Source organism: Peribacillus asahii (assembly GCF_004006295.1).
GTDB classification, from domain to species: Bacteria; Bacillota; Bacilli; order Bacillales; family DSM-1321; genus Peribacillus; species Peribacillus asahii_A.
Genome location: NZ_CP026095.1, coordinates 4420854 through 4438293 on the forward strand (window position 1 = coordinate 4420854; position 17440 = coordinate 4438293).

Sequence of the window (17440 nt, forward strand, 5' to 3'; positions counted from 1 at the left end):
AGATCTCTCAATTTATTTTTATTAATCAATTAACGAAGAAGCTGAAGTACACCTTGTGGCTGTTGATTTGCTTGGGCAAGCATTGCTTGAGCTGCTTGAGAAAGGATAGAGTTTTTCGTTTGCTCCATCATTTCTTTCGCCATATCTACATCACGGATACGAGACTCAGCAGCAGTTAAGTTTTCTTGAGATGTACCTAAGTTATTAATTGTGTGTTCTAAGCGGTTTTGGAATGCACCCAATTTTGAACGTTGAGCTGAAACATCCTCAATCGCTTTGTTAATTGCAGAAATAGAAGATTCTGCTGATGCAGCAGAGCTTACATCAATATTATCAACATTTAGAGCAGCCGCTCTCATATCGTTAATATCAACATTCATTGTTTGGGATGAATTAGCTCCGATTTGGAAACTTAAAGAGTTATTTGCATACTCTTCTACTGAAGCACGTGATGTGAATGTTGCCTCTTTACCAATATCTTCAACTCCGATTGCACCAAAAGTTAATGAATAGCTACCATCAGCAGTTGCTATAGTTTGAGCTCCACCCGCAGCTGCAACACCAGTAACAGCAGCAGTTTGACCATCTTGTGTTGTCCATTCAAAAGAATACGTATCTGCAGTTGCATCATAGTCTGTAATTTTTACATTAATTGTTTCATCTGCCTCAGTACCAGGAGTCCCTGCTACAGCTGCTGTTGAAGCTACCACTGTTGTGAATAGTGCAGAATCACCTTGGTTATCAAATGTTACGTTACCAAGTTGCTCAGTTACACCGCTTTTAGAACCATCAATAAGTTTCTTTGTATTGAATTCAGTTGTATTACCAATACGATCAATTTCTTCAATTAACTGGTCCATTTCCTTTTGTAGCTCTTGGCGATCACCATCTGTGTTAGAATCGTTAGAAGATTGAACCGCTATTTCCCGCATACGTTGAAGAATAGAATGTGTCTCATTTAATGCGCCTTCAGCTGTTTGGATTAAAGAGATACCGTCTTGAGCGTTTTTAGAACCCATTTCAAGACCACGGATTTGTCCGCGCATTTTTTCAGAGATTGCTAAACCTGCAGCGTCATCTCCAGCTTTGTTAATACGAAGACCTGAAGCTAGTTTTTCCATTGATTTAGATTGTGCATTAGATGCACTTGATAGTTGGCGATGTGTGTTTAACGCCGTGATATTGTGATTGATAATCATAATATATTTCCTCCTTGAGTTGTCATTTCCCACATCCATGTGGTTATTTCGGTTGAATAGTGATTAAGTCGGCCGCCTATATCACTATTCAACCTTACATCCTTAATATCGGTGCTGTTACTGTTTTATTTAGAGAATACATTTATTTTTTTCGAAAAAAATCGCTTAAACTTGTCAAAGTGTTGACTTCGGTATTTAGGGCTTGGTTATTTTCTTGCTGGATGGACAAATATATTTCTTTCCGATGGATGTCGACATGCTTTGGTGCTTGAATACCAAGTTTAATTTGCTCTCCTTCAACCGCTAATACCGTAATCTCAATATCATTGCCAATCATAATCGATTCGTTTAACTTTCTAGTAAGTACAAGCATTATTTGACCTCCTGTTTGACCGAAGATGGGATAAGCTTATGGCGAGTTGTATAGTTATCCGTTTTCATAATGTATTGCTTACCTAATTTCTTCGTGTGGTTGAGGATAATCGGTGCTTGCAGGTTAGCCGTTGTTTGTTCAAATGGATCTCGTACCGATAAAATCGTGAATACCGTCACATCTTGTTCGAGCTGGATTTGTAAATCGGCTAGTACTTCATCAGAAAGGTTCACTTCATACGTCAGGAACACATCAAATGGATTCGTCATAATGAAAGCGACTTCTTGAGTTTTGATAGACTGAAGTACGAAAAATGGTGTTTCCTCAAGTGGTAGTAAGCCAAATTGTTTCTCCTCTAAAAACCCCGGAATCCCGCTCTCGAATGTATAAATCTCTTCTTCATTCATCTCTATTTCACCGTGAAATTTTGTAGAAATCTTCATCTTTATCCCTACTTTCTTATACATTTACAACATCAATATTTAATGAATTTTCTTGGGTAACATTCGTCTTCACACTACCTGGTGTGTAGTCGTGAATTGGCTTTTGAATTTGCACGTCAATAATCGGTTTGTGCGTTTGCGCTTCGATATTCAGTTTGGCTTGTTCATAATGCGTTTTGACACTGAATGGAGATGGAATCCAGCCGATATTGAATTGTTTAGTTGGTCGTTCGCTATTTTGTTTGGCATGTGCACCTAGTACATTGCCGCCTCTTTCAATATGCATCAGTTCATCGCCTTGTCGCGATCTTCGTGCGATTCCTTCTAATACTCTTTGCTTCCCTTCCTGAGCTAATTCTGCGGTCCTTTGAAAAATATGCTTAATATCCATCTGCTCCCACGCTTCTGTTTGATCGATTGTCAGCCTCCCTGGGGTTCTCTCGATATGAAGAGTCGCTTGCGGCTGTTCAATCGATTGAATTGCCTTTGATGGCTCCATACGTTGAACAGGGTCTGCAATGGTTAAGCCTGTTTGAATAAACGTAGACTGCATTCTAATTTGCTGCATGCTTTTCACCTCTTATAGAAAAAAGCTATCCATATAGAATAGCTTTTACCTTAGAAAATCAAGTAAACTCGGCTGAATCACTTTAGCACCAACGCTTAATGAAGCGGTATGAATACTTTCTTGTGTTGTGAAGTCGAGAATGACTTTTTCCATGTCTACATCTTCATTGCTAGAAAGGATTTTTTGAGCGAAGACTTCTTGTTGGCCTACACGATCAGTCATTAGGTCGATTCGGTTTTGCTTGGCACCGACTTTTGCTTGCTCTTTAATAAATACATTAATCATCTCATCCAGCTCAGCTAATCGGTTCGTAATATCCGCTTCGTCTGTACTCTTTAAACTTGCCATTAATTGATCAATTGTACCGCCCGTTTTAAGCGCTTCTCCAAATGTGCTCTGTCCGCTTGTGTTAATCGGAATTTTAATCCCTGTAAACACTTCGACTTGAATTTCATCCGTTCCATAGCTTGGTGCACCGTCAACCATCGTGTCTGACGGTCGTTTATTTGTATCATAGCCGTTAAAAATATACTTCCCGCCAAGTTGAGTATCCCCAATATCGACTAAATGTTGTTTCAATTGCTTAATTTCTTCATTGACACTGTCCCTTTGGTCTGACTCATATGTTCCATTACTCGATTGTACCGTTAGCTCCCTCATTCGTTGAAGGGCAGAAATGGCTTGTCCTAATGCTGAGTCGGTACTCTCGACCCAGTTTGTTGCTTCACTAATATTACGTGAATATTGTTCCACTTGGTTTAAGCTTGTTCGATAGTTCATCCCCATCATCGCTGCTACCGGATCATCTGATGGTTTAGAAAACTTTTTTTGCGTTAAAATTTGTTCCTGCAGTTTTGCCAATCTCTCATAGCTATTGCTAATATTGCGAATCATGTTATTTGAAAGCATCGATTGCGTTACGCGCATGTATCTTCACCTCACCTTTTATCTGCCACCAGTGCCCATACCGTTAATAATTCTATCAAGCATTTCATCCACTAATGTGACCATTCGTGCTGCTGCATTGTAGGCTTGCTGGTACCTAACCATATCAGTCATTTCTTCATCTAAAGAAACCGCACTTACTGATTGACGATTTTTATCCACTGAAGTCGCTAAAATTTGTGCATTCGAATGGTCTTTTTGCACGCTGGCAGAATCGACACCTAGATTTCCGATAACCCCTGCGTAATATGTATCAAACGTTCCATTTAATCCAGCAGGTACGTTTCCACTTTCATACTGAGTGAAATCCTTTGACTTAATAGCTGCTAAATGATGAGCGTTCTCATTATCACCAGCCGCATTACTTTTTCCACCGGATGCAATTAAAGATGGATCTTTAATAATGTCTGCGTTTACTTTAATCGTTTGAGCAGCGTTTTTTCCAGCTGTAATTTCAAAGAAATTTCCACCGTTAGTCGGCGGCTCCCCTACTACGAAGCCTTGACTATGAACATAGTTAAACTCCTTCACAACAGCTTCTGTCATATCGTTCAGCTTTTGCAGCATGTCAGGGTATGCCCCTTTCACCGTACCATCTTCTACATACCCAGCACTTTCAATCAACCCAGTAAGTGCACCGGCAAATTTATAGTCCTGTAATGTCGTGCTGCCAATTTTCACACCGCTAATGGCGCCTGTCGCACTATCTGTTTGAACTTCAATATTATTGACCCCAACAATTCCAGTATGATTCACACTAATTAAGTTAATCGGCGGCATGTAAGAAGAACCGTCCTCTTGAATTAATTCAATGTTATACAGTCCTTCAGCGGCTGCTTTGTCAACAATGCCGTATTTTTCTGGAAACACCGTAGATACTTTCACATTCATGAACTGTGATAATTGATCAACTAGCGTATCTCGCTCGTCATATAAATCATTTGAGACATAGCCATGCGGTTCGACTTTGCTGATTTTCTCATTAATGCTTTGAATATTAGAGATAATCGTATTGATTCCGCTTTGTTCCACGCCAATTTGATAACGAAGATCCTCTTGCACACTCGTTAAAGCATTATAGTAGTAGTTCAGCGTTTCAGCGACCATTTGCCCAGATGAAGCGACAACAGCCCGCGCCCCGATATTATCCGTATTTGTTGTTAAATCCTCTAACGAACCCCAGAAATTGTTCATCGTGTTTAATAAACCACTTTCTGACGGATCATTTAAAATCTCTTCCATTTTCGTCAATGATTCACTTAACGAACTATAGTAGCCTACTTTGCTGCTTTGGCTGCGATATTGGCTATCTAAAAAACTATCGCGAATTCGCTGAATAGAACCCGCTTCCACACCTGTTCCTAGTTGTCCCGCTATTCGCGGGCTATTCAATGCTGGAGAAGGAAAACTCTCTGTTGCTGATAGATTGACGCGCTGACGTGAATATCCAGGTGTATTCGCATTCGCAACATTGTGGCCTGTTGTATATAGGGCAGATTGAGCAACGCTAAGTGCGCGCTTTGATGTTTCTAAGCCCATAAAAGTCGAAACCATGTATGTACCCTCTCTTTCTATGTATTATGCTTTTGAATCGAACATGCTGATGGATTGCTTCGGTGCTTGCTCGTTGCCATAATTATAGTTTCGGTCCTGCGGTCGCAATACATCTAATGATAGATTGACAAACTGCAAGGACTGAACGAGCAATTGCTGATTGAACTCATTTTGTTCTTTTAATTGTGTTACCTCTTCTAAAAGTTCCATTTTTAAACGCTGTAAAATCTCTGCTTCAAAAGAAGATGCTTCTTCCATCACCTGATCGAACGTAGCGTTTTGTTGACTATTCAAGAACGTTTGAACGGCTTCTTGTCGTTTGTTTTCTATTTGTGAGATAGCTTTCACATACTTCTGCTCATCCATCAAAAGAGCGGTAAGGGCGTCCGTGTCACCTTCTATGATGATGTTCTTTTTTTTACTCGCTAGTTTATTAAAGCCTTGGTGAAGCTTAATTAATTGCTCGAGTGCCTCGATGATTGGCTGTGCGGACATCTCCATTCCTCCTCTGTACACAGATGATGGACGGATGAACATTACGGCCACCCGCCCTTTTTAATCAAACGTTTGATTAACGTTTAAAATAATCGATAATCCCTTTAGCTGTGGCCTTTGAATCCAACGTATATGTGCCATTCTCTACTTGGCGCTTCAGCTGTTCGATTTTTGCCTGTCTTTCAGCTTGAATACTGGAGCCTTCCTGCATCACTTTAGCCTCCGAAGAAATCTCTAATTTATCGACTGCTTTCTTATGAGAAAGCTTCTGGTTGTCCATTTTGTTCGCTTGCAGATTATAAGGATTTACCCTCGATACACCAAAAGAATGAATTTTCATTTCTCAAAGCCTCCCCCTTTGGTTAACTCGTTTTTTAGCAAACAATGTACCTTGCGTTCATCATCGTTTGTTGATTCTCCCTACCTCTATTATCGACTGCATCTTCATTTTTTTTATTGTTTCAAAGCATCTTTCCATCGATACATTTTACCATTTTTATGGTAAGGAGAAATACCTAATAAGAAAAGCGGAAGGTGCCTGTTTATCGGCGACAAGCATAAGATAAGCGCTGACAGAAGGCGTTCTTTGCCTTCCGAAGCGATTAGCTTATGACCTCGAGCCGATGGCGCCTGAAGCTAGACACCAAAGCACATCGAAAACTTTAGATGCTTATCCTTTACATAAAAAAACCGCAAATCTCTATTCTCGTAAATTCTCTTTCACAAAATAAGTAACTCTCTTTTCCTGCTCGGTCATTTCACGTTGACGCTGCTCTTCTTTTTCAAGATTCTCCAATTCCGTTCGTAATTTCTTTGTACATGCCTCACATATTCGTCCATCACGGATTAACGTCCCGCATTGCTCACAAGGGTAACCTAGATTAGGAAATTGCGATATTCGTAATCTCCCTGTTTTAATAAATTTAAGGATTAAGCCTTCTTCAACGTCAGTCGCTTCTACTACTTGCGCCATCGTCGCTGTTCGATTGCTGCGCTTACGAATAAATTGATATACTTCATCAAACTTTTCTTCTTCTTCATTATAACAAGCGTCACATACATCTCTAAATTTCGATTTCACAAAAAGTGCCCTACAGTTTGGGCAATTCATCAAATCCACGTTCTTTCCCCCCTCAACCACCAAAAACGGTACATTTGTACTATTTATATCGAATAAAATACCGAATGCTTTAGACATTCGGCAAAAATATTATCTAGCAATGGTCATTGTTTCAATTTTTTCTGCTCCGGCAAGCTTCAATGCTTTAGCTGCATGCCGAACAGTAGAGCCCGTTGTGTATATATCATCCACGATGACAATGTTTTTCCCTTGTATAGCCTTTCGGTTTTTCACTTTAAAAATTTGCGGTAAATTGATTCGTTCTTGACGCGATTTCTTTGATTGCTTTTCCGTATGAATACGCATTAACAGCTCTGTACTGTTTATCTGCAGCACATCAAGTAAAGCTTGAGCTTGATTGAAGCCGCGCTCTTGCAGACGATCCTTACTTAATGGAATAACCGTAATGAGGTTGTACTCTGCCTGCTGAAGGCATTCCTTCATAAACGGCGCCAACACTTCCGCTAAAGCATAGTCACCGCGATACTTATATTTCGCAATCAACTCTTTTAAAAAATCATTATAGTGAAACAGCGAGACATTTTTCGTTAAATACCCCGCCCATTCAGGGTTGTTCTCCCATCTTACGCAATCTAAACAAAGTTGCTCACGCCGAAATGATTCATCGAGCTCACGCGAACAAATCGCGCATGTTTCTCCAGAAATCCAAGCAAATTTCGCCTCACAATTTGAACATATACAACTTTTAGGCTGTCTTAAAAATAAACTGGTCCATGTCATCGGCTTTCTTATTTTTTCATAGCATATATAACAATTAGCCATCGAGAAGCCCATGCTTTCTCGCTTCTTCATTCATCGATGTAATATGTTTAATCGCTTCTACCATTGCCTTGCTTTTTCCATAATGAAAAAAAGTAATGTTCCCTGTTGGGTAAGCGAAACTGCGTCCAACGCGGCCGGCAATTTGGACAAGGGCGCTTTCGGTAAAAACTTCGTGCTCCGCTCCAATAACCGCAACCTCTAAACGCTCAATCGTCACGCCTCGTTCTAAAATCGTCGTTGTTAATAAACCTTGCAGTTCACCGTCTCGTAATGCCTGCACGCGTTCTTTCCGATTCGGATGCTCGGCATAAACAGCCGGGAGATTCTGAAAAAGAGGACGGGCGGTTTCCATCACCGCAATGCTTGAGAAGAATAATAAAATAGGAATTTGGCGTTCGATTCGTTCATTCACCCAATCTTGAACGGGACGCGGAATTTTCTTTTGCTGAAACTGCTTCGCCCAGTTGCTGCACCATTTCATCTCAGGGACCGGAATCGGCTGGCGATGATAACGTGCCGGGATAGTGACCGCTTGAAGTTTGCCACTTCGATATTGCTTTTGCATTTGTTTCGATGGTGTGGCCGTTAAATAAATGGTCGTAGCCGTCTGCTTCTTTGCTTTTTGTACAGCATAGTGAAGCGAAGGATCCATCGAATATGGAAAAGCATCAACTTCATCAATAATTATGGCATCAAACGCTTCTTTAAAGCGAAAAAGCTGATGTGTCGTCGCCACGCTAAGCGGTGCTAGCTTATGTCGATCATCACTGCCTCCATAAAGGGCGGCCACTTCGATAAATGGGAATGCTTTTTTCAACCGAGGCGCTAATTCCAGTACGACATCTGTTCGCGGTGTTGCAATACAAATCCGCTTTCCAGCAAGCAGTCCTGCTTCGATTCCCGCAAACAGCACTTCTGTTTTTCCAGCTCCACAAACAGCCCAAACGAGAAGCTCTTCTTGATGAAGAATCGCCTGCTTCACTCGGTCCGATGCAGTTTGCTGCCCTTCGGAAAGCGTACCTGACCAATTCATCACGCTTTTCGGGACATGGAACTCATAAGCCGGGCCAGTCCACGTATACAGCGGCGTACATTCGCTCACACGACCCATCATAATGCACGAACGACAATACGTGCAGAGCTGCCCGCATATCGCACACGGAAATGTATAAAATAACTGCTTGTCTTGGTTACCGCATCGAATACAATAATCCAATTCAATGCCAAACGTTTTTGCGACATAACCTTGTTCAATATGTGTCTCAAGTACATCGAGGGAAAACGGAATTTCAGCCGCTAACAATTGACGGCCAAATAAATGATGCTGAAGTTCAGTGGAATAAGCTTTTTGAGGGATAGAAAGCGGGGAGTGAGAAATCGTGTTCATATGTTCAACCTCCTTTTTTAAAGAGTTCGACGTATTGTGACAGATTCCTTTTTCATCCAGAAGGATTTTCAGGTGTGAATGCTGAAAATTATTTAGGAAAGGAGTGATAATTTGATTATAAAACAGTGTGAAATTCCGATTAAAGCAAGGCTTCTTGAAGCGTTGCTCTATCGATTACCCGCTGCTCATCCAAAGCGCCCAATCTTAGAATCAGAACTTAGCAAATGTATGGCGGGTTATCGCGGCGAGCAATCGATTGATTCCGTGTTAGCAGCGCTTCCCGAAAAAGAGTACCTCCTCCTTCATGACCTCCGCATCCCCAGTACCCCTTACCCATTCCAATTGGACATCTTCATTCTTTCTCCATCATTTTTTCTCATTCTAGAAGTAAAAAATATCGCTGGCGAAATTTACTTCGATGATGATTTTCATCAGCTGATTCAAACCAAAAATGACCAAGCACAAGCCTATGACGATCCGATTTTACAGGTAAATCGGCAGCGCACAGAACTTCTGCAGTGGCTCGCTTCTAAAAAAGCACCTACAATACCGATTGAAACATTAGTGGTCAGCGCCAATTCACTAACAATTGTGCGTGCGAAAAGTAAAGAGATTACGGAAAAAGTCGTAAGGAGAAATAGCTTAGCATTGAAAATTCATTCACTTGCCGAAAAGTATCAAGAAGACATTTTATCTAAAAAAGAGTTGAAAAAACTAACGAATTTACTGTTAAAAGCGCACACTCCATATATTCCAAAACTGCTTACAACTTATAAAATTTCAGCAACTGAGCTGTTAACCGGTGTGCAATGCCCTAATTGCAGAGCATTGCCAATGAAAAGAAAATGGGGCAAGTGGCACTGCCAGAGCTGTTCATATTGCTCAAGTGATGCACATCTAGCTGCCATTCGTGATTACGCCCTCTTAATTAAGCCGACGATTACGAATCGTGAATTGCGGGATTTTTTGAGGTTGGATTCTGCATCTATTGCTGCAAAATGGCTTCATTCTATGAACCTACCCTCTACCGGTTCAACAAGAGATCGAGTGTATCATCTTAATTGGCATGATTTTGCAGCGGATTGGCATGATTATTCGTAAATTCCGCATGATTTTTACCGAAATTGGCATGATTCTGAATGATTTCCGCACGATTCCCGCCCCCGCCACACCAAAAAAAGAAACGTCTCCACACAAGACGTTTCTTTTTCACACTTTATACCAGCCTAATCCTAATGATCCTTCGCCGAGGTGCGTGCCGATGACGGGGCCGAAGTAGCTTAGGGCAAATTCTACATTTGGAAGCTGCGATTCTAGTTCTGCTTTCCATGCTCTTGCTTCTTCCTCACGTTTGGCGTGAATAATCACGGCTTTGTAAGGTTCTCCGCTGGCTACTGCTTCTCCTAATAAATCCGCGATTCGTTTCATCGCTTTTTTGCGGGTGCGGATTTTTTCAAAAGGAACAATCACTTTGTCTTCAAAATGCAGCAATGGCTTTACTTGCAGTAAGCTGCCAATTAAAGCTTGAGCACTGCTTAGACGGCCGCCGCGTTGCAGGTGAGATAAGTTATCCACCATGAAATATGCTCGCATTGATTGCTTCATTTCATTAAGTCTTGCGACAATCTCGTCTGGTCCTTTACCGTCTAAAGCCATTTGTGCAGCTTCTAATACGTAAAAACCTTGAACATGACAGCTCACTTCCGAATCAAACGCAAAAACATCGATGCCATCGACCATTTCACCTGCGGAAATTGCTCCTTGGTACGTACCGCTAATGCCACTAGATAAATGAATCGAAACGACCGCGTCATACTCGCTTGCTAAGCGTTCAAACTTCTCTACAAATTGTCCAATTGACGGCTGTGAGGTTGTTGGAAGCTTCTCTTCTCGTTTAACCTTGTCATAAAAATCATCCGTATCTAGATTCACTTCTTCCTCATATACCTCTCCCCCCATAATGACCTGCAGAGGAATCATATGGATATGCAAGCGCTCTCGTACTTCCTTCGGGATATAGGCCGTGCTGTCAGTTACGACTGCCGTTTTCATAAATTAAAACCATCCTTATCAAAAGTTTTCTATTTAGTAGTTCATATTGTAAAGGAAATCATAATAGTTTGCATAGTAAAAAGCCTGGCCCATTCACAGGATGAGCCAGGTTTATCAAATAGACCGTATTTACTTTACTTCTACCCAACCGTTTTTAATCGCTAAGACAACAGCTTGTGTACGGTCGTTTACGTTCATTTTTTGTAAAATATTACTTACGTGGTTTTTCACTGTTTTTTCACTAATATACAATGTTTCACCGATTGCGCGGTTGCTTTGTCCGTCAGCTAAAAGCTGAAGAACTTCACATTCACGTCTTGTTAATAAATGAAGCGGTCTTCTAATCTCTGGTGCGTGGATTGTATCCTGGTTAGCATTTTCATCTGAAACTAGACGGCGATACTCTTTCACTAGATTATGCGTCACCTTCGGATGTAAATAAGAACCTCCATCCGCTACAACACGTACAGCTTCAATAAGAGCATCCGCATCCATTTCTTTTAATAAATAGCCTTGAGCACCTGTTTTAAGTGCATGCTGTACATAGTTTTCATCATCGTGAATCGATAAGATGATTACTTTTGTCTCTGGATACTGCTGAATCAACTGCTGTGTTGCTTCTATCCCATTTACGTTTGGCATATTAATGTCCATAATGACAACATCCGGATGATAGTTTTCAACCAAATTCACCGCATCGCTGCCGTCGTCGCCTTCTGCTACCACATCAAAAGACGCTTCAAAATCTAAAATACGCTTAACACCTTCACGGAAAAGCTGATGGTCATCAATAATAACAATATTCGTTTTCATCGGCTTCTACATCTCCCTACATTCTATTTGTTATATGCTGTTTCTTCTGTTTAATCTATAAAAGGTATTTGAATAAGAACAAGTGTACCTTCTTTAGGAGATGAATGAATAGTGAGTTCTCCTTCTAATAAATCGACTCTTTCCTTCATACCAATTAAACCAAATGAGTTTTCCTTTTGAACCGCCACATCGAACCCTTTTCCATTATCTTTCGCAGAAACACTCACCATTTCTTTACTGATTGATAACTTCACTTGAATAAGAGTCGGTTCTGCATGTTTTAAAGCATTTTGAACAGCTTCCTGCACAAGCCGGAATAAGGCAACCTCCATGTTAGAAGGCAGTCGCTTCTCTTGTCCTAAATTAATAAAACTTAATTTGGCACCTTTGTTATATTCTTCGATCGTTTGCAAGTATTTTCTGAGGGTAGGTACTAAACCTAAATCATCAAGTGCCATAGGACGCAGGTCATAAATAATGCGACGTACTTCATATAAAGCACTGCGAACCATACCCTTTAAGCTTTTAATTTCAACTAGTGCAGCGTCCGGACCATTTTCACGCTGCACACGCTCAATTAAATCTGAACGCATCATCACGTTTGCAAGCATTTGCGCTGGACCATCATGAATTTCCCTAGATAGCTTCTTCCGTTCCTGCTCTTGTGCTTCAATGATTTTTAAACCAAAATCTTGCTTGCGTCTAGCCTCTTCCAAAGCTTCGCCAACAAATCTAAAATCTTGTGTTAAATAATTCATCACAACCGTTATTTGTGAAACAAGGTGAGAAGCTCGATCAATCGTTTGCTGTACATTTCTTAATCGAAATTCTAAATCATCACGACGATGGCGCAATTGCTTCTCCAACTGTCGATTCATTTCTAAATCAACTTGAAGCTGATGGGCCTTTTCATAGGCTTCACGCACTTGTTGTTCCGAAAATTTACTAAAATTCCTGCTAACCTCTGAAAGCCGTTTTCTGGCAAATCGAGCCTTCTTATCTAGAAGGTCATTCTCAGTAATCACAAAGGCTACACGGACTCGAATATCTTCAAGCTCTTTCGTTAATGCTTCAAAATCACGGCGGCACTGCTCTTCAATCTCAAAAACTTCATCTTTGCTCTCACCAACCGTGCTAATCATCGTTTCCAGGATGATGTCCAAAGATTGAGTCTTGATATTTTTTATGGACATATCGACTCCTCCACTTACATCATAGGTATAGCGCAGCATTAGCATTTCAGTAGAATATGACTTAGACACTATAGTATGATAATCATATTGTACCAAAAAGCTATGAAAAATACGCTGAGTTTGTCATTCCATTGAAACATTTACCCTAAATCAAATATGATACAATATCTTTACCTAATTATAGACTATAAATAATTATCCTAATACAACAAGATAATACCATCCTAAACATTCAGTATATACTGCTATACCAACAGCTTTTATTATAGCATGTAGGTTTTTCGTCATACATTAAAGTTTGTTTACTGTTTTATGACAAGGAACAGGTACTAAGACCCTTACTCAACTAATGGAAGGAGAAATAGAATGTTACCGTATTATTTAACTGTCCAGCATCGAGGGGAGCATGAAATCGTCATCGAGAGGTCGCGCTTTATTGCCCACGTTGCTCGTACAGAAACAGAAGAGGAAGCTCAAACATTTATCGCGGAAATTAAGAAAAAGCATAAAGATGCAACTCATAATTGCTCTGCTTATCTCATTGGGGAACGTAATGAAATTCAGAAAGCACTCGATGATGGAGAACCGAGCGGCACGGCCGGCGTTCCTATTCTCGAAGTTCTCAAAAAGAAAAACTTAAAAGATACAACCGTTGTCGTCACACGTTATTTTGGCGGCATTAAGCTTGGAGCTGGCGGTCTTATTCGCGCTTATAGTAAATCCACCTCTGAAGGCATTGAAGCAACCGGGATTGTCGAACGAAAGCTTATGCGTGTGGTTTCTACAAAAGTCGACTACACGTGGCTCGGTAAGCTCGAAAATGAATTACGTGCTTCCATCTATACGATTAAAGAAATCGAATACCTCGATCAAGTCATCATTCACATTTTCGCGGAAGAAGAAAAGAAGCAGGACTACATCGACTGGATGACCGAACTCACTAATGGACAAGCGATTATTCAAGAAGGAGATATCCTATATTTGGAACAAAAAATCAGCAAATCCTAGTACACCTTGCTCTCTTCTACGTGTAATTTTTTTGAAAAGAAATTTTTATTTTACGAATATCTAAAATCCATGTAAAATTAAGTTCGGCCTATCTTTTCAAGAAAATTATCAAATACACTCGAAAAATAGCATCTATGCATTAGGCTATTTTTAAAAGGAGAAGAACAGATGTCTACTACTAGACGTGTTTATAAAATCAAAAAAACAAAAAAGAGGCGGCGTAAAAGAGTTTTTCTATTCCTTATCCCTCTGCTCGTTCTTATATTAGGCACATCCGCTTACGGAGCAAAATTAGTATTAAAAGCGCAAAATGTGTTTCAGGAAGCCTACAATCCTGTCGAGGTTTCTTCCAAACGTGATGGGGAAGCCGTCAATCCGCTTGAAGACAATTTCTCGATACTTTTTATTGGAATTGACGATAGTGATGAACGTGATTTTAAAGGAAACTCTCGTTCAGATGCGCTTATACTTGCTACGTTTAATAAAGATCAAAAGTCTGTTAAACTATTAAGCATTCCACGTGATTCCTATGTATATATACCAGCTAAAAACACAACAACGAAAATTAACGCAGCTCATGCAGCAGGCGGTCCAAAAGCAACGATGGATACGATTGAGGAATTATTAGATATTCCTGTCGATTATTACGTCCGCATGAACTTTAATGCATTTATCGAAGTGGTCGATGCACTCGATGGAATTGAAGTAGATGTTCCATATGCGCTTAGTGAAATGGATTCAAATGATAAACAAGGAGCTATTCAATTACAACCTGGCTTACAAACAGTAACAGGTGAAGAAGCTTTAGCACTTGCTCGTACACGACACCAAGATAGCGATATTCAGCGCGGGGAGCGTCAACAAGAAATTCTAAAAGCCATTATGGCGAAAGCAATGTCTGTTAACGGCGTGACGAAATATACGAATGTGATAGAAGCAGTTGGCGACAATATGTCAACGAACCTTCAATTCTCACAAATTAAAGGATTCATAAACTATGTTACAGCTGATCAAGGCATCGACCTTGAATCTGTAAAGCTTAAAGGAAATGATTTATATTTAAACGGAACGTATTATTATCAATTAGACGAAACATCTGTTGAAGAAGTGCGTTATGTTCTACAATCGCATTTAAACCTTGCACCAACGTCTACCCCAACAGAAGCTGTACAATCACCTGTACAATGAAAAAAGCCCTCCATTGCCGGAGGGCTTTTTTTCAAAAGTGAATCATGCGAATTCCGGGGCAAATCATGCCGAATTTGTAAGAAATCATGCCGATTCTAAGAAAAATCATGCGGACTCACCTTAAAATCATGCCATTAGAAAACCTCCATATGCAATATATGGAGGTTTTCTATAAATCTATGATTTATCCTTCACATTCTTCAGATTAAGAATCTTCAATAATGGTTGATAATTCGAGCTAACAAGCCCAATCTTCTCTACGATAATCTCAATCGTAATTAGTAAAATAGCTATGATTAACAAAGCTCCCCATAACGTTGCATAGGAGAAAATAATCGCAGCTAAACCGAACGATGCAGCTAATGCATAAATAAGAATAACCGTTTGTTTATGCGTAAATCCTACATTTAATAGACAATGGTGTAAATGAGATTTATCCGGAGCAGAAATCGGTTTTTTGTTCACGACCCTGCGAATAATCGCAAAGAACGTATCCGAAATCGGCACACCTAGAATGATAATTGGAATAATTAACGAAACCATCGTTACGTTTTTGAACCCTTGTAAAGACAGTACGGCAATGACGTACCCTAAAAACATGGCTCCTGTATCACCCATAAAGATTTTCGCTGGATGAAAATTATATTTCAAGAAGCCAACTGTTGCTCCTATTACAGTTACAGCAACCGTCGCTACGAAAATATCTTGTTTAATGACCGCCATAATCGCAATCGTAATTAAAGCAATCGTTGAGACACCGCCAGCCAGTCCATCTAACCCGTCAATTAAATTAATGGCATTAATAATCCCAACAATCCACAAAATAGTAATAGGGATACTCAATACTCCGAACTGTAATGGCTCACCAAATGGTAGATTAATAAACTCTACTTCCAAACCGCCCCAAAGTACAATAATCAAGGCTGCACCAATTTGTCCAAGAAACTTAGGAGCTGCTCGCAACTCAACCATATCATCGGCAATTCCAATGATAATAATCAAAATAGCACCAATGATTAATGGCAGCTGCTGCATCACTTGGTCACTAAAGATTAAGAAAGTAAAGAGAAAGCTTAAAAATATCGCTAAACCGCCCATACGCGGCATAATTTTACTGTGTACCTTTCGTGCATTTGGTTTATCTGTTGCGCCTAGTTTAAATGCTAACTTCCCAACGTAAGGAGTTAAGAACATAGATAGTAAAAAAGCGATCAACAAGGCCCCTAATAGCATAAGCCCCACCTCTTTTTCGACATAAAACACACGTACTTGCAAAAAAAATTCACATTCGTTGTTTTATTGATTTCATACTCACTTACCCAGTATATATGTTTTCAACGAAAATCTCTATAAAAAAATTACTTTATGGAATTATTTTGCAAGAACAAGAGTTTTTTGTCAATTTATGTTCTGGATTATCCTTTTTCTTTTAAGACGTTTAACATAAACTTTGGTAACACCATCATACGCTGCCATCGAGTTGGCTGTTGAATAAGACGGTATAGCCATTCTAGGTTCACTTTCTGCCAAATAACAGGTGCACGTTGTACTTTTTCAGCCAGCACATCAAAACTGCCGCCGACTCCCATAAACAGCCCTTTTTCAAATAGATGCTTATGCATATTCACCCATTGTTCCTGTTTTGGAAAACCGAGTGCTGTTAAAATAATGTCTGGCTTCAGATCAGCAATCGACTTGGCCAATTCCTGATCCTCAATATTAATATAACCATGATGGTGCCCAACAATCCTTAAATGTGGATACTGCTGTTTGACCTTTTCTACAGCCGCTTCAATGACCCTTTCCTCAGCACCAAGCATATACACTTTCAATTCATGCAGATTAGCCAGTTCAAATAAATCATGCATCATATCGTAGCCTGTAATTCGTTCTTCCAGCGGCTGCTTTAACCACTTCGAAGCATAAATAATTCCAATTCCATCCGGTGTAATATAATCTGCTGACAAAATAATTTGCTTATATTCTTCATGTTTATTCGCATATTCCACAATTTCAGGATTTGCTGTAACTACAAAGGTTTTTTGTTCGTTCATAAGCCGAGGATAGATGATTCGATTAACAAATACATCTTTTGTCGTTCGAATAAAAGGAATCGTTAAAATCTCTACAAACTTCTCTGTCATGTCTGCCAGCCTTTCTTCTGTCCACTAGTTTTAAAAGCTCCAGGCACCTATAAGACGAGCTGCTGGCCTTGAGCTAGACACTAAAACACCTTGAAAATTTTATCCCACTCTTAACCGGCAGTAAGACTCCCACCTCAAACTTATGAGGAAACAAAGAAGATAGGCGGGAGACAAC

Annotated in this window: 19 protein-coding genes; 3 read left to right on the forward strand and 16 right to left on the reverse strand. The window is 40.0% G+C overall.

Annotated elements, in window-relative coordinates:
• Positions 1 to 29: 29 nt before the first annotated feature.
• The 11 genes from BAOM_RS21815 to BAOM_RS21865 form a co-directional block, all read right to left on the reverse strand.
• Positions 30 to 1199: a flagellin N-terminal helical domain-containing protein gene (locus tag BAOM_RS21815; protein WP_127762093.1), complete on the reverse strand. Its 1170-nt coding sequence runs from the start codon at positions 1197 to 1199 to the stop codon at positions 30 to 32.
• A gap of 142 nt (positions 1200 to 1341) precedes the next feature.
• Positions 1342 to 1572: a carbon storage regulator CsrA gene (gene csrA, locus BAOM_RS21820; protein WP_127762094.1), complete on the reverse strand. Its 231-nt coding sequence runs from the start codon at positions 1570 to 1572 to the stop codon at positions 1342 to 1344.
• Positions 1572 to 2015: a flagellar assembly protein FliW gene (fliW, locus tag BAOM_RS21825; RefSeq protein ID WP_127762095.1), complete on the reverse strand. Its 444-nt coding sequence runs from the start codon at positions 2013 to 2015 to the stop codon at positions 1572 to 1574. Before fliW ends, csrA begins: the two co-directional genes overlap by 1 nt.
• Positions 2016 to 2031: 16 nt before the next feature.
• Positions 2032 to 2583 (reverse strand): DUF6470 family protein, encoded by a 552-nt coding sequence (locus BAOM_RS21830; protein ID WP_127762096.1) that lies wholly within the window; start codon positions 2581 to 2583, stop codon positions 2032 to 2034.
• A gap of 45 nt (positions 2584 to 2628) precedes the next feature.
• Positions 2629 to 3510, reverse strand: coding sequence for a flagellar hook-associated protein FlgL (gene flgL / locus BAOM_RS21835; RefSeq protein ID WP_127762097.1), 882 nt, complete (start codon positions 3508 to 3510; stop codon positions 2629 to 2631).
• Positions 3511 to 3528: 18 nt separating this feature from the next.
• Positions 3529 to 5082 (reverse strand): flagellar hook-associated protein FlgK, encoded by a 1554-nt coding sequence (gene flgK, locus BAOM_RS21840; RefSeq protein WP_127762098.1) that lies wholly within the window; start codon positions 5080 to 5082, stop codon positions 3529 to 3531.
• Positions 5083 to 5106: 24 nt separating this feature from the next.
• Positions 5107 to 5577, reverse strand: a complete 471-nt coding sequence (locus tag BAOM_RS21845) for a flagellar protein FlgN (RefSeq protein WP_164853308.1) — start codon at positions 5575 to 5577, stop codon at positions 5107 to 5109.
• Between the two features lie 76 nt (positions 5578 to 5653).
• The gene (flgM, locus tag BAOM_RS21850; RefSeq protein ID WP_127762100.1) at positions 5654 to 5917 is read right to left on the reverse strand and encodes a flagellar biosynthesis anti-sigma factor FlgM; all 264 of its coding nucleotides are present in this window, start codon (positions 5915 to 5917) and stop codon (positions 5654 to 5656) included.
• A gap of 360 nt (positions 5918 to 6277) precedes the next feature.
• Positions 6278 to 6688 (reverse strand): TIGR03826 family flagellar region protein, encoded by a 411-nt coding sequence (locus tag BAOM_RS21855; protein ID WP_373995351.1) that lies wholly within the window; start codon positions 6686 to 6688, stop codon positions 6278 to 6280.
• A 99-nt stretch (positions 6689 to 6787) separates the two neighbouring features.
• On the reverse strand, positions 6788 to 7438 hold the full coding sequence (locus BAOM_RS21860; protein WP_257467482.1) for a ComF family protein: 651 nt from the start codon (positions 7436 to 7438) through the stop codon (positions 6788 to 6790).
• Between the two features lie 34 nt (positions 7439 to 7472).
• The gene (locus BAOM_RS21865; protein ID WP_127762103.1) at positions 7473 to 8867 is read right to left on the reverse strand and encodes an ATP-dependent helicase ComFA; all 1395 of its coding nucleotides are present in this window, start codon (positions 8865 to 8867) and stop codon (positions 7473 to 7475) included.
• Between the two features lie 111 nt (positions 8868 to 8978).
• Here BAOM_RS21865 and BAOM_RS21870 point away from each other — a divergent pair, with 111 nt between their 5' ends.
• Positions 8979 to 9968 (forward strand): nuclease-related domain-containing protein, encoded by a 990-nt coding sequence (locus tag BAOM_RS21870; protein ID WP_127762104.1) that lies wholly within the window; start codon positions 8979 to 8981, stop codon positions 9966 to 9968.
• A 108-nt stretch (positions 9969 to 10076) separates the two neighbouring features.
• Here BAOM_RS21870 and BAOM_RS21875 read toward each other — a convergent pair whose 3' ends face one another.
• The 3 genes from BAOM_RS21875 to BAOM_RS21885 form a co-directional block, all read right to left on the reverse strand.
• On the reverse strand, positions 10077 to 10919 hold the full coding sequence (locus tag BAOM_RS21875; protein WP_127762105.1) for a DegV family protein: 843 nt from the start codon (positions 10917 to 10919) through the stop codon (positions 10077 to 10079).
• A 129-nt stretch (positions 10920 to 11048) separates the two neighbouring features.
• Complete coding sequence (locus tag BAOM_RS21880; protein ID WP_127762106.1) at positions 11049 to 11732, reverse strand: response regulator; 684 nt, start codon at positions 11730 to 11732, stop codon at positions 11049 to 11051.
• Between the two features lie 50 nt (positions 11733 to 11782).
• A complete protein-coding gene (locus BAOM_RS21885; RefSeq protein WP_127762107.1) occupies positions 11783 to 12925 on the reverse strand; it encodes a sensor histidine kinase in 1143 nt (380 codons plus the stop codon).
• A 366-nt stretch (positions 12926 to 13291) separates the two neighbouring features.
• Here BAOM_RS21885 and BAOM_RS21890 point away from each other — a divergent pair, with 366 nt between their 5' ends.
• Both BAOM_RS21890 and BAOM_RS21895 read left to right on the forward strand, forming a co-directional pair.
• The gene (locus BAOM_RS21890) at positions 13292 to 13933 is read left to right on the forward strand and encodes a YigZ family protein (protein ID WP_127762108.1); all 642 of its coding nucleotides are present in this window, start codon (positions 13292 to 13294) and stop codon (positions 13931 to 13933) included.
• Between the two features lie 168 nt (positions 13934 to 14101).
• The gene (locus BAOM_RS21895) at positions 14102 to 15121 is read left to right on the forward strand and encodes an LCP family protein (protein ID WP_127762109.1); all 1020 of its coding nucleotides are present in this window, start codon (positions 14102 to 14104) and stop codon (positions 15119 to 15121) included.
• A 177-nt stretch (positions 15122 to 15298) separates the two neighbouring features.
• Here BAOM_RS21895 and BAOM_RS21900 read toward each other — a convergent pair whose 3' ends face one another.
• Both BAOM_RS21900 and BAOM_RS21905 read right to left on the reverse strand, forming a co-directional pair.
• Positions 15299 to 16354: a glycosyltransferase family 4 protein gene (locus tag BAOM_RS21900; protein WP_127762110.1), complete on the reverse strand. Its 1056-nt coding sequence runs from the start codon at positions 16352 to 16354 to the stop codon at positions 15299 to 15301.
• Between the two features lie 182 nt (positions 16355 to 16536).
• Positions 16537 to 17265 carry a WecB/TagA/CpsF family glycosyltransferase gene (locus BAOM_RS21905; protein WP_127762111.1) on the reverse strand — a complete coding sequence of 243 codons (729 nt, stop codon included), beginning with the start codon at positions 17263 to 17265 and terminating at the stop codon, positions 16537 to 16539.
• Positions 17266 to 17440: the final 175 nt, after the last annotated feature.

Coding starts and splice junctions, on each gene's coding strand:
- flgL (WP_127762097.1), bottom strand. CDS start 3,510: ATGCGCGTAACGCAATCGATGCTTTCAAATAACATGATTCGCAATATT.
- csrA (WP_127762094.1), bottom strand. CDS start 1,572: ATGCTTGTACTTACTAGAAAGTTAAACGAATCGATTATGATTGGCAAT.
- BAOM_RS21845 (WP_164853308.1), bottom strand. CDS start 5,577: ATGTCCGCACAGCCAATCATCGAGGCACTCGAGCAATTAATTAAGCTT.
- BAOM_RS21855 (WP_373995351.1), bottom strand. CDS start 6,688: ATGAATTGCCCAAACTGTAGGGCACTTTTTGTGAAATCGAAATTTAGA.
- flgM (WP_127762100.1), bottom strand. CDS start 5,917: ATGAAAATTCATTCTTTTGGTGTATCGAGGGTAAATCCTTATAATCTG.
- BAOM_RS21900 (WP_127762110.1), bottom strand. CDS start 16,354: ATGCTATTAGGGGCCTTGTTGATCGCTTTTTTACTATCTATGTTCTTA.
- BAOM_RS21895 (WP_127762109.1), top strand. CDS start 14,102: ATGTCTACTACTAGACGTGTTTATAAAATCAAAAAAACAAAAAAGAGG.
- BAOM_RS21890 (WP_127762108.1), top strand. CDS start 13,292: ATGTTACCGTATTATTTAACTGTCCAGCATCGAGGGGAGCATGAAATC.
- BAOM_RS21815 (WP_127762093.1), bottom strand. CDS start 1,199: ATGATTATCAATCACAATATCACGGCGTTAAACACACATCGCCAACTA.
- BAOM_RS21865 (WP_127762103.1), bottom strand. CDS start 8,867: ATGAACACGATTTCTCACTCCCCGCTTTCTATCCCTCAAAAAGCTTAT.
- fliW (WP_127762095.1), bottom strand. CDS start 2,015: ATGAAGATTTCTACAAAATTTCACGGTGAAATAGAGATGAATGAAGAA.
- BAOM_RS21905 (WP_127762111.1), bottom strand. CDS start 17,265: ATGACAGAGAAGTTTGTAGAGATTTTAACGATTCCTTTTATTCGAACG.
- flgK (WP_127762098.1), bottom strand. CDS start 5,082: ATGGTTTCGACTTTTATGGGCTTAGAAACATCAAAGCGCGCACTTAGC.
- BAOM_RS21885 (WP_127762107.1), bottom strand. CDS start 12,925: ATGTCCATAAAAAATATCAAGACTCAATCTTTGGACATCATCCTGGAA.
- BAOM_RS21880 (WP_127762106.1), bottom strand. CDS start 11,732: ATGAAAACGAATATTGTTATTATTGATGACCATCAGCTTTTCCGTGAA.
- BAOM_RS21860 (WP_257467482.1), bottom strand. CDS start 7,438: ATGACATGGACCAGTTTATTTTTAAGACAGCCTAAAAGTTGTATATGT.
- BAOM_RS21830 (WP_127762096.1), bottom strand. CDS start 2,583: ATGCAGCAAATTAGAATGCAGTCTACGTTTATTCAAACAGGCTTAACC.
- BAOM_RS21875 (WP_127762105.1), bottom strand. CDS start 10,919: ATGAAAACGGCAGTCGTAACTGACAGCACGGCCTATATCCCGAAGGAA.